We start from the raw sequence: 12,311 nt of genomic DNA, 5'->3' as shown, positions 1-12,311 counted from the left end.
TGAGACGAAGATTAGCAACAGGTCAAGTTTCTCATGCTCTGCGTCTGCCCCGCACAGAGATAGCACTGCTTTTCATCGGCGTTAAATCGCCAGAACGGACGGCTGCATGACGTACAGGTAGCGGCCTGCGCCTCCCACGTATGCTGCTGCGCCTCCCCTTCTGCGGGCATCACCTTTATGGCATGAGAAGGACAAACCGCTTCACACCCGCCGCAGCCGGTACAGCGCGCGTTTTCCATCACCAGCGCATTATCCTCAAACCGTATGGCTTTTTCGGGACAGCTTCGCCAGCAGGCGCCGCACAGAATGCATTTTTCCGTGTCGGGAATCACGTCGAATTCGCTGAAACGGGGGAATGCCTGCCGCTGCTGACGTTTGCCCGGCTGCACGATACAGGCCTTCACGTCTTCTCGGGGAGCGTGGATCAGCGCGCGTCGCGACAGGCTAATGTCGCTCGCTGGAACCGCTTTGAAGGACCAGGCTGGCTCACCCAGGCGTCGAAGCGCCAGGTTCAGGCGGGCAAGCGCCACCATCCAGGCGGAAGAAGATTCGGCATCAATGCTAATAAAGCGTATGCCGTACTGAGCGTGCCAGAGCAACAGCTCATTGACCGTCGGGGGGTGAACGGCGAACGGGCCGGTAAGCGTGTCGCTATTGATGAAACGCCGCTGAGGAACGACACCGGAGATGGCGTCTGTGGGGCAAACGAAGAGGCAATCCCCGCATTCAATGCAGCGTGTAGGGTCGATGGTAAACTGCCCGTCCGTCACGGAAAACGCCTGCGCCGGACAGACGTCCGCGCAGGCGTGGCAGGATGCGTGCCGAAATCGGCGACGGACGCAGGCTTGCGTCACGTCCATCGCCGGGGCAAACGTAATCTTCATCAGCCAATACTAAAGAAGACGAAACGCAGCACAATCTCACCCAGGATCAGCAGCGCGCTTCCCGCCAGCAGGAGGCTTCGCGTCTGTTTGAGGCCGCCTGCCGCAAAGCAAAGCATCCCCGCAACCGATACGCACCAGCCCAGCAGATAGACATTGCGCAGTTGCTCAAACATCTGCAGCGGCGTGTGCGGGAAGGTTACCACGGTGTTATCTACCGCCATGATGTCCGACAGCCACACGGGTTGCATGATCAGGCGAGCCAGCACCAGCAGGGTCACGACGATTGCCGCCGTACGCAGCGCATTTCGGGTTTGTGCCCCCAGCGCTACACAGGCCGAACCGACAATCCCGACTGAGCCCATAAACATGAACAGCGTATTGATATGCTGCCAGGTCACCACCGAGGCGTGGATGTAAATCTGTGCCATACAGAACACGTCCACCAGCCCAATGAGGCCCGCCAGCGCCAGCAGTGCTTTACCGCCAGGCTTACTGAAGAACATCAGCAGCACCGCAAAACCAAGTGCCGCCAGATACAGGCTGGCAAAGACAATCTCACGGCTAAGCCAGGAGCTGGCTACGTGGCGCAGCGCGTTCAGCGCATTCAGCGGATAACCCATGTGGAGCGCTGAGGCCAGCAGACCCAGGCTCGCCAGCACGAACGCACCGGCAGCGGCGATGGCTACGCTACGGTCACAGGCGCGCGCGCCCATAACCTGCTGGCGTCCCAGACCCAACCACAGCGTGACGCCTACTGAACCTTGCAGGAACAGCGTAAAAATCAGCAGCGGTAACTCATGCATGACGTTTACCCTCTTTCTCTGCGCCCTGGTGCGCTTTCACTACCAGATTAGGATGGGTGATGGATGAATCAGGCAGCCCTTTGACGTCACATACTGAGCCATATTTGGCGCGCAGTTCGTCAATCGGACCAAACTTGATCGCTTCCAGCGGACAGGTTGCTACGCAGACCGGCTGCTCGCCTTTCGCCTGTAGATCCACACAGAAATCGCATTTCGACATCTGCCCGGTCTGTTCGTTAAGCTGCGGCGCGCCGTAAGGGCAGGACCACGCACAGTAGCCGCACCCTACGCACTTATCCGTATCGACGCGCACAATGCCGTCACCCGGACGCTTGTGCATGGCGGTCGTCGGACAGTTTTTGGTGCAGATTGGGTCTGCACAGTGGTTGCAGGAGATCGAGAGCGTATAGGCAAAGACGTTGTTGCTCACGCCACCCTGTCCGGTAGGAATAAAGTTCCCACCGTTCACTTCATATACCCGGCGAAAACGACGCCCAACCTCAAGGTTGTTTTTATCTTTACACGCTACCTGACAAGCCTTACAGCCCGAGCAGCGGGAAGAATCAATAAAGAAACCCAGCTGTTTATCGCTCACCGGCGCATAGTGTTTAAACTTACTCATGCTTTTGCTACCTCCACCAGCATGGTTTGATGTGAATTCCCTTTCGCGAGCGCAGTAATACGTGCAGAACTCAACACGTTCGCGCAGCCGCCTTTATCGACGCCCTGCTCGTCCGGCTGCCACCAGGCACCGGCCTGCATGGCCACTACGCCAGGGATAATGCGTGGCGTAACCTCCGCCGGAACTTCGCAGATCCCACGCTGGTTATGAATGCGTACCGTATCGCCCTGTGAAATGCCGCGACGCTGCGCATCCTGCGGGTTGATCCACAGTTTCTGCTGCTGCACTTCAATCAGCCACGGGTTAGCGTATTGGGTAGAGTTGGCGCGGTTTTTACCTTTCCAGGTAATCAACTGCAGCGGGAAGCTTTTCGCCAGCGCGTCTTCCGGGCCTTCATGCGCAGGCACGTAGTGCGACAGCGCCGGGATTTCCGGATGATTCATGTCGTACAGGCGCTTTGAGAAGATCTCAATTTTCCCGGACGGGGTCGGGAATGGATGATTGTCCGGATCGCGAATGTTGTCTTCAAAGGCGACAAACGGCGCGCTTTTAAACAGGTGCTGACGCGTTTTTTGCAGCGTCGCGAAATCAGGCAGATTTTCATCCGGCATCGCCAGGCGCGTCTGTTCCCAGATATGCTCAATCCAGGCCTTTTCGTCGCGCCCCTGGCTGAATTCGTGTTCAATACCCAGCTTCGCCGCAACCTCACGCAGCCAGTCATAGTCTGAACGGCGTTCAAATTCCGGCTCGATCAGTTTTTCTGACAGGATCAGGTAGCTTGCCGTACCCCAGGTTTCGCCGATGTTCCAGCGTTCCATGAAGCTGGTTTCCGGCAGCAGCAGATCCGCATACCGGGCGCTCGGCGTCATGTACAGATCGCTTGCCACGATGAACTGAATTTTGGACTCATCTTCCAGCACGCGGGTCGCCTGATGAAGATCCGGGTTCTGGTTGGCAAGATAGTTCCCGGCCAGCGAAAACAGAATACGGATATTGCTGTCGAGTTTGTCAGCATCTTTCAGGCCATCTTCAGGCGTCACCTTTGTGGCGTCGTCTGCGGCCTGCACCCAGTTCATCACCGAGATTTTGGCCTTCACCGGGTTATCCGGCATTTCTGGCCCGGCGGCAAATTTACGATTGCCGCAGCCGCCGTAGCCTGCCGCCCAGCCGCCTTTCACGCCAACGTTACCGGTCAGCGTCGCGAGCAGCGTCGAACCGCGCGCAGTACGCTCGCCGCAGTTATGACGCTGCGGGCCCCACCCCTGGATCAGGGCTGCGGGTTTGGTATTGGCATAGTCACGCGCCAGCTGGCGGATCGTCTGTGCGGGAACATGGGTAATTTTTTCTGCCCATTCCGGCGTTTTCGCAACGCCATCTTTTGCACCGGTAAGGTAGGCAACCAGCGACTCATTTGCCGGCACGCCTTCCGGCATTGATGCTTCATCAAAGCCAATGGTATGGCGGGTGATAAAATCGCGATCGTGCAGATTTTCCGTCACGATGACGTACATCATGGCGTCCATCAGGGCATTATCGGTGGTCGGCAGCAGCGGGATCCACTGGTCTGCCAGCGAAGAAACCGTATCGGAATAACGCGGGTCGACGACGATAAAGCGGGTACCGTTTTGCTTCATCTTCTGGAAGAAGTAGTTGGTATGGCCAAAAATGGTTTCCGTTGGGTTATGTCCCCACAGGATCACCAGTTTGGTATCCAGAAGCGTGTCGAGCGAGCTGCCGCTGGCCGCGGTGCCATAGGTGTAAGGGGTGGCCGCCGCCGTGTTACCCATGCTGACCGAGTGATAACTTTCAAGGTAGCCGCCGGTTAAATTAAGCAGGCGACGTACCATTTTATCGCCGGAGAACGTTCCGCCGGAAACCGCCGTACCCACATGAACATAGCGTGACGCGACGCCATATTTTTCGGTGATCGTTTTTAAATTATTGGCAATCAGCGTTGTCGCTTCATCCCATGAAATACGCTCAAATTTTCCTTCTCCGCGTTTGCCAACGCGTTTCATCGGATATTTAAGACGGTCAGGATGATAAACGAATTTACGATAGGAGCGACCGCGAACGCAGGCACGCATAACGGGCATCTGAGGATCGATTTCATTATCCGGACGGGTAGAAATACGCGTCACTACCCCATCGCTAACGTGCGCACGAATATCACATTTTCCGCCGCAGTCAAACGTACTGCAGGTCTGGACAACCTTTTCTGGAGGCGTATTTTCCGCTACAGAAGGGGTAGCCGCATCAGCCCTGACTGACGTTGAGACAAACGGCAGGGCAACCAGCGCCGAACTGGCCTGGATAAAATGGCGTCGAGACAGGGCAGGAATGACACCGTCTCCCTGGCTGGCTATTTTTTTCATTGCTCGGTCCTTCAAATAAAAGCGCATTCTCGCGGTTTTGAAGTCCGTCACATTTGATAATTATCAAGGTAACTCTTTCGGGTTACCACTTAATTTTGATAATAATAATCGTTATTTTTTAAAATAATAAATCGCTTAACAGATTTAATATATTACTAACGATTCAAGGAAAAATTCACCGCAACGACCTGTCCGGACTCGTCCATTACGGCCAGTTGATATTCACCGGGTTTATTCAATAATAAGGATTGATAATTATTTCGCCCGTCCAGAGGCTCACCGTTTAAAAACCACCAGCGCTGACCTTCCCCGCCGCTGGTCGTCACAGCAAGCGTCATGTTTTCCTGCCCCGGCAGTCGCTTGATTACCGCCCCTTCCCGCACGCCTGAAAGCATGAGCGGTGCGACATTGTGGTTATCAAACGGCGGACAGGTTTTAGACGCAGCCGGGATGCGGGCAGCCCGTCTTTCTGACGGCGGCAGCCAGGGGTCGAGCGGCAGCGGCCATACATCCAGTACTTTCTCTGTCGCCTCCGGGCAGTCTGCTGCCACGCGTTTTCCGGCACTATCCACCCAGATTGGGAAACGGATCCCGCGAATGCCTTCCTGCTCAGGCAGCAGCAGGGTTGGCGGCTCGCTGCCCTCCAGCAGCCAGGTTGAAAGGCGGCGTCGACAGTTTTCACTGCCTTCCGGCAGCGATTGCCCCCCTGGCCAGCAAATGGTCCCGCGCCCTACGCTGGCGGGACGCGGATCGCGCGGCAGACGGGCCTCATCGATCGTGGAACGAGACTGAAGCAGATTGTTGACCTGGTTTAACAGCGGGACGGCGCTGGCAAATCCAAACTGCCCGGCCACCGGCGTGCCATCCGGGCGACCGGTCCAGATGCCGATCACGTAGCGGGCGTTAATTCCGATGGCCCAGGCATCACGGTAGCCATAGCTGGTTCCGGTTTTCCATGCCAGCGGTGCCACCTGAGGAAGCGCACCGTCCGGCAGAGGCTGCGCTTCATTAGCCAGGATCCGTCGAATGACCCACGCTGAACCTTGCGACAGCAAAGGCCGCTCGGTGAGTGGATCTTGCGGCTGCAAACGAAGCCTCCCCGCCTTTCCATGACGAGCGAAGGCGCTGTAGGCGGCGGCAATGTCGGACAAACGCGCCCCCGCCCCGCCCAGAATGAGCGACAAATTCGGCTGCGCCCCGGCAGGTAGGATCAGCGGAAGCCCCGCGTTGCTCAGCATGCCGGCGAAGCGTTTTGGCCCGTAGGCTTCAAGGACCTGCACGGCGGGCAGGTTGAGCGAACGCACCAGCGCCTCGCTCATGCTGACCGGGCCATGAAAGCCGCTGTCAAAATTACCGGGACGATAATCACCCGTTTTTCGCGGCACGTCCTGAAGCAGAGAGGCGGGATGAATCAAGCCTCCATCCATCGCCATACCATAGATAAAGGGCTTTAAAACCGATCCCGGCGATCGTACGGCGTTAACCATATCCACATGGCTGAAGCGACTGTCATCATTGATATCCACCGAACCGACCCAGCCGCGAACCTTCATGTTGGTGTGATCGACCACGATCATCGCCAGGGAACTGCGCGCGGGCAGGCGGGATTTCCAGTTCAGCGCCAGCTCCTCAAGCTGCCGTTGTAACGACGCATTCAGGGTGGTGACAATTTTCGTCTCACGGCTATTCGTCAGCATCATACGGGAGAAAAGCGGTGCCAGCTGCGGCATCTGGCGTGGTGCCAGCCAGACCGGCTCCTCGCGTGACTCCTTCACCTGTTTTGCTGACCAGACGCCCTGCGTTACCATTCGGTCAAGAACCTTATTGCGGGCCGCTTCCGCGCGTTCCGGCCAGCGGTCAGGTCGTAAGCGACTGGGGGCCTGGGGTAACACCGCGAGCAGCGCCGCTTCGGAGTAACTCAGGTGGGAAGGCGGTTTACCCAGATACGTCCAGCTTGCCGCGCCGATCCCCTGCAGCGTGCCGCCAAACGGGGCGCGATTGAGATAGAGCGTGAGAATATCGCGCTTGGAGAGGTGCCACTCCAGTTGCATGGCGCGCCAGAGCTGACGAATTTTGCCGCCAAAAGTGCGCGGATGCGGATCTAAAAGACGAGCCACCTGCATGGTGAGCGTGCTGCCGCCAGAAATGACCTTACCGGAGCTCAGATCCTGCCAGGCCGCGCGCAGCACGGAGAACGGATTCACGCCAGGATGATCCCAGAACCAGCGGTCTTCATACTGGATCAGGGCGTCGAGGTACAGAGGAGAAACGTCTTCAAGCGTAACCGGATAACGCCAGATACCGTCGCTGTCGGCAAAACGCCACAGCGGCGTGCCTTTTTCATCCACCACAACCCGTGCAGGGTTGACCTCCTTCAAGGGCAACGGCCACAGGCGGTCAGCGGCGATAATCAGCCCCCATAAAATAAGAAGCGCTCCCGCCAGCCACAGCCAGCGGGAGCGTATCAGACGTGCCATCAGCATTTTACGGAACAACAATCAGTGGGCCACTGGCCGACCCCGTTGCCCGCCACTGAGGAACGTACATCGATTCCACCATCGGGACCGGCACTTTATAGACTCCCGGCGTGACCGCGCGCGCCAGATAAACCAGCGTTACCGGCTGGCCTTCGTTTACCGGTACCGCTGCGACGAAGCGATCGTCGCGGAATTCCATATGCTGGATATCTGCCTGCTGCATTTGGTTAAGCAGGTTCTGAACTTCACTGCCGCTGTCCTGCAGGCTGGCGCTGCTGCTTGCCAGGTTCTGGTTTTCCAGCTCTAACCCCGCAGGAAGCAGATCCACCACCAGGGCATCCGGGACGTTCTGGTTGGCTTTCACTTCCAGCCACACCAACACCAGCTCACCGCTCTTCAGGGATGAAAGCGATTTAGTGCTGCCATCGGTCGCCAGAATATGGCGCTCAATCTGCAGAACGTTTGAGGAAGGCTGCGGCATGTATTCCGGATACCCCGTGCTGTCGAGACGTATCCACAAAGGCGTCGTGCCGGTATTGGTCACCTGCAGCGAACCAAGCTGGTCACCGTTGAGGTTTTGTACCTGCGCTTTGTCTGCGCCTGAGGCAGCATCAGACAGAGAGGTTTTCGCCTGCCATGCCCCGCTCAGGGTTTGCCGCGAATGCCCTGCCAGGAACAGCGCATTGCTCTCCTGCGTTGAGAGCCAGCGCTGGCTAAAGGCCTGCTCAGACAAGGTATTCAGAAGCGTATTCTGCGCATCCGGCAACAGCTTGTACTCTTCGAGAAGGGAGAGCATTAACGCATTGTCACGCAGTTGGCTTCCGTAATCCGCCATCCAGGTTTTTCTGTCGTTACGCGGCGTTTTAAGTGCCAGATCCAGCGCCTGCTGGCTGCGGGGGGCGTCGCCCATCAATTTCAGCGCCATTCCGAGTTGCATAAGCGGTAGTCCGGAAGCCGCCTGTGAATGGCGATCCCAGATTTCACGCAGCGCCCCCAGCGGCGCTTTTTGCTGACGGGCCAGAACCAGCGAAGCATAGGCCTGCACCGCAAACTTGCTCCCCTGCGTGTCGTCGCTGTAGCGAATGGACATCATGCCCGGGTCCTGCAGATAGCGCAGCAGTCGGTTGTTGGCATTGTTGACCGCATCGGCAGGCACGCTGTAGCCCTGCTCGCCTGCGCGAACGAGGAAGTCCGTGACATAGGCCGTCAGCCAGTACTCTTCCGGGCCGTTTTTATCCCACAGCGCAAACCCGCCATCGTCACGCTGCATCTGCAGCAGACGGGAGATGCCAACTTCAATCGCCGCGCGACGTTTGTCGTCTGTATCTCCTTTAATGCCGAGCGCCGTTAACTGCGCTGCATTGGTATAGAGCGACGGGAACAGGCCGCTGGTGGTTTGTTCGAGACAGCCGTACGGATAGGCCTGCAGTTCACGGATATAGCGCGCCAGGTTCAACGGCGGCTTACCGCTCAGCAGCAGTTGTCCTTGCAGCGTCGCCGGAGAAAAACCATCAATGTGCTGTGCTGGCGCGGTCCATGACTCGCCCGGGTTGAGCATAGCGCCGGTATTCACCGTCTGAGCAGGGAATGCAGGGCGTACGCCGATTTTCCAGCTCTTCTGCTGCGGCGCAAACGTCTCGCCCGGAAGCTGGAGCCCCGTCACCTGAGCAGCAATTTCCCCCTCGCCGTAGCCATCCAGCGCGCGTACCGGGATAAATATCGTAGAGCGTGCTCCCGGAGGAAGCTGAACCGGCTGCGGCTGCATCCCTTCCAGGGCAATTTTTCCGTTGGCCGTCAGGGCAACATTCAGCGTTTGCGGCTGGTCGGTGAGGTTAGTCAGGTCGAGCGTCAACCGCGAGGTGTCGCCGCTGGCAAGGAAGCGCGGCGTATTAAGTTCGGTAATAACAGGTGCGGCCACAATCACTTTGCTTTCGCTGCTGCCAAAGTCTTCTTCGGTCCAGGCCTGCGCCATCAGACGCAGCTCCCCGTTGAAATCACCAATCGGCAGCGTAAGGGTACCTTCGCCATTGGCATCCAGTTCAACCGGCTGTGTTTGCTGAGCAATAATGTTGACGTGATTTACCGGTGGCTTACCGCCACGCTTAAGCTCATCGCCATCGCCACCAAAGCGCAACGCGGCCATACGGCCCTGCCCTTCAATCACCTGACCATAGATGTCATAAATATCTGCGCCATAGCGTTTCTGGCCAAAGAATGCTTCCCACGGATCCGGCGTGACGTAGTCGGTGATATTCAACACGCCGCTGTCGACGGCTGACACCAGCACGTTCACTTTCTGCGGTACAGCGCCCTCTTTCACGCTGGCTTTAACCTTCACGGAAAGCGTCTGATTCGGACGCATTTTTTGCGGATTATCCAGCGCGATGTTCAGACGGCGATTTTCGTCGCCCATCGGCAGATGCAGCAAACCTACCGCACGTTTCGGCGTGGCCGATTTGGATTTATCACCGGGACGCACCACCAGCGTGCTGAGGTAGAGATCGTGGCGTTTCCAGGCTTTATCGACCGGGATGCTAAGATCCAGACCATTGGCCGGAACGTCGATCTCTTTCCACCACAGCGGACCTTCGCTGGATTCGATCATGGCGTAGCCTTTCCCTGCGGCTGGGGCAGCGATATGCAGCTTAATGGTGTCGCCCGGCTGATAGGCGGGTTTATCAAGCTTCAGCGTTACGCGGTCAGGGCGTGCGGCACCCGTGCCGTCGCTGTTATCCTGCCAGCTGTAACCCGCCCAGAAGCGCACGCTACTGACCTTATCGTCAGGCGCTTTGACTTCCAGACGGTAAGAGCCCCACTCCACCGGGAAGGTGACTTTGCCGGTTTCATCAGCTTTAAGGGTCAGATCCTGCTCACCCTCAATCAGATCTTTTTGATCAAACTGAGACTGCCAGCCGTCACTTTCTGACCAGTTCCAGAAGTAATCCCGGCGTTCGCGAACCAGACGTACCTGAAGCCCGGAAACCGCCTTTTTCGCGCCGGTGGCGTCAGCATAAACAATGTCAAAGCTGGCGTTGCCGTTCTCATCGACAATCGGCTGATTAACGGTGGTGTCGGTACGGTAATCGTATACCGCCTTGCTGGCGAACTGCGGACGAATGCCCGGCAGCGCTGCTGCAGGCCAGATCGCCTGCTCGGCACGACGCGTCACCGGACGACCACCCGATTCCAGGAGGCTGGCCTGCAGGATCAGCTGCAGCGGAGAATGGGCCTCTTTCCACTGGCTCTCCAGTGTGACCTGCCCGCGCCCTTGTTCATCAAGCGTGAGCTGCACTTCATCCAGGCTGCGGCTCAGGTTCTCTTCGGTGATATCGCCAAACTGGAAGCCTGGCAGCGCGGCGACCGCATCACGCAGCGGGCGCAGGAAGAGTTGGCCTTGCAGGGAGTTACCGTTGGCCGGTGCGCCATACAGATAGTAGCCGACCACGTCAAAGTTCACGTCCTCCTGCGGGGAGACCGGCGTTTTCTGACCGGTCAGATTCAGCGCCATACGCTCCGGCATAAAATCTTCGACGTGGAAATCCCACAGGCGTTGCTGATTGTCGCCCGTATTGGCACGAATGTGCCACATCCCGGTCTGCGCCCCGCTGTCGAGCGGATAATTAAAGCGATAGAGGCCGTTTTCCGGTTGAACGACGACGGTACGCGCTACCTGCCCGTCCGGGCGCAGGACGTCGAGTTTAACGGGCTGCGCGGGCAGCGGTTTCCCGTCGCTGTCGCGCAACAGGCCGTTCAGGATCACCGTTTCGCCAGGGCGATAGAGATCGCGTGGGCCAAACATAAAGAATTGCTTGCTGTAGCCCGGCGCGCCTGCGATATCAAACTCCGCCAGGTCCAGCGCGGGCAGCTTAAGATCGAGCAGCGTGGTTTGACCGTCTTTGCTGGCCAGAATCAACGCCGCCTCTTTGTCGGTTTCGAGCTTTGCATGTCCGTCGGCGTCGCTGTTCGCTTCGGCAAGCGTTTGGCCTTTATCGTTCAGCAGCGTTACGGTTACGCCAGATTGCGCGGCGCCGTTTTCCAGGCTCTGAGCGAAAATATCCAGACGGTTATGATAGCGGTGAGCGGACAGGCCGATATCGCTTAAGGTGAAAAGCGTGGCCGCATTACTGTAGTTGTAGTGGCCCGCCTGGTTCATCACGGCGATGTAGACACCTGACTGCTGTAGCGGTTTGATATCGCGCAGCGGCAGCAGCAGTTTTTCACGGGTGTTACGGGCCGGATTGAGGTCGAAACGCCCGGTATACACCAGGTCCGCCATTTTCAGCAGATTGTCAGACTCCCAGTTGGTGAGGGAATTACGGTATTCCCACTGGCTGACAAACGAGGCCAGTGATTCTGGCTTCACGCGGTAGAAATTCACATCCACGTTGTTCACGTTCAGCGCCATCACCGGCAGCCCTTCAACCACTTTACCCGGCAGCAGCGAGCCACGGCTGGCAAAACCGACCGTCGGCTCGACATCGCGGGTGGTCAGCGCTTTTTCGTAGTCAGAGCCAAACGTGGCTTTGTTGAGCGCCTGCAGAGGGCGTTCAATGGTGACGACCAAATTACGATTCGGCTCGAGGTGGCGCAGGCGCAGCTCTTTCAGATTGGGCGCAAGTTCCCATGCGCCATCCACTTTGCCGCTTTTCTTGTCGACAACGTGCACCGTTTTGGCGAAATCCTGATCGGGATTGAGCGGAACGGAGAAGGTCAACACCAGCGTGGCCGCGCCATCGAGCTGGACTTCGGAGGCATCCAGCAAGGTCAGCGGTTTCCCCTGACTCGCTGCCGCCAGTTTTGCCAGCGTCTCAGCGTTTGGTTTTTCGGGTGCCTTCTGGGCCGCTGTCGTTGTCGCTGCAGGCGCTGCTGCCTGAGGTTTTTCGTCGCTGTTATCACAGCCGACAAGCGCGAACGCGGTGAGTAGCGCGAGCGAGAGCGCGCCTAAGCGAAACGGTTTCATCCTTTGTCCCTGGCCTTTCGGGCCTGTTGGTCGTCATCCGGGTAAGTATTATCCGCAAGTTTCATTAATACCAAAAGTCCATTTTTAGATTCTGGAGAGCGCCTCGCAAAGTTATTTAGGGCTGCAGGAGGCGCCTGATACCGCGATCACAGGCTCAAACGTAACATGTAACCTTTCAAGTCATTTGTTT

The 12,311-nt window shown here is 57.6% G+C and carries 6 protein-coding genes; all 6 read right to left on the bottom strand.

All coding sequences use genetic code 11. The features are described 5' to 3' along the window. Nucleotides 1-11: 11 nt before the first annotated feature. A complete protein-coding gene (locus I6L58_RS19085) occupies nucleotides 12-887 on the bottom strand; it encodes a 4Fe-4S dicluster domain-containing protein (RefSeq protein WP_241493800.1) in 876 nt (291 codons plus the stop codon). Then, nucleotides 884-1,687 (bottom strand): dimethyl sulfoxide reductase anchor subunit family protein, encoded by an 804-nt coding sequence (locus I6L58_RS19080; protein WP_006176672.1) that lies wholly within the window; start codon nucleotides 1,685-1,687, stop codon nucleotides 884-886. The genes I6L58_RS19085 and I6L58_RS19080 overlap by 4 nt, the downstream gene beginning before the upstream one ends. Next, nucleotides 1,680-2,309 (bottom strand): DMSO/selenate family reductase complex B subunit, encoded by a 630-nt coding sequence (locus I6L58_RS19075; RefSeq protein WP_006176673.1) that lies wholly within the window; start codon nucleotides 2,307-2,309, stop codon nucleotides 1,680-1,682. The genes I6L58_RS19080 and I6L58_RS19075 overlap by 8 nt, the downstream gene beginning before the upstream one ends. Next, nucleotides 2,306-4,684, bottom strand: a complete 2,379-nt coding sequence (locus tag I6L58_RS19070; RefSeq protein ID WP_306417803.1) for a DMSO/selenate family reductase complex A subunit — start codon at nucleotides 4,682-4,684, stop codon at nucleotides 2,306-2,308. The genes I6L58_RS19075 and I6L58_RS19070 overlap by 4 nt, the downstream gene beginning before the upstream one ends. Before the next feature lie 155 nt (nucleotides 4,685-4,839). Next, entirely contained in the window at nucleotides 4,840-7,167 is a 2,328-nt protein-coding gene (gene pbpC / locus I6L58_RS19065; protein ID WP_088207947.1) for a peptidoglycan glycosyltransferase PbpC, read from the bottom strand. 1 nt (nucleotide 7,168) lies between these two features. Continuing rightward, nucleotides 7,169-12,121, bottom strand: coding sequence for an alpha-2-macroglobulin family protein (locus I6L58_RS19060; RefSeq protein WP_088207946.1), 4,953 nt, complete (start codon nucleotides 12,119-12,121; stop codon nucleotides 7,169-7,171). Nucleotides 12,122-12,311 lie beyond the last annotated feature (190 nt).

The organism is Enterobacter cancerogenus, from assembly GCF_019047785.1.
Lineage (GTDB): Bacteria > Pseudomonadota > Gammaproteobacteria > Enterobacterales > Enterobacteriaceae > Enterobacter > Enterobacter cancerogenus.
The sequence above is the reverse complement of the archived record's forward strand: the minus strand, read 5'-3'. Positions and strand labels throughout refer to the sequence as shown.

Bases quoted from the DNA above. Each gene is read 5' to 3' on its own strand.
- I6L58_RS19080 (WP_006176672.1), bottom strand. From the start codon at position 1,687: ATGCATGAGTTACCGCTGCTGATTTTTACGCTGTTCCTGCAAGGTTCA.
- I6L58_RS19075 (WP_006176673.1), bottom strand. From the start codon at position 2,309: ATGAGTAAGTTTAAACACTATGCGCCGGTGAGCGATAAACAGCTGGGT.
- I6L58_RS19070 (WP_306417803.1), bottom strand. From the start codon at position 4,684: ATGAAAAAAATAGCCAGCCAGGGAGACGGTGTCATTCCTGCCCTGTCT.
- pbpC (WP_088207947.1), bottom strand. From the start codon at position 7,167: ATGCTGATGGCACGTCTGATACGCTCCCGCTGGCTGTGGCTGGCGGGA.
- I6L58_RS19060 (WP_088207946.1), bottom strand. From the start codon at position 12,121: ATGAAACCGTTTCGCTTAGGCGCGCTCTCGCTCGCGCTACTCACCGCG.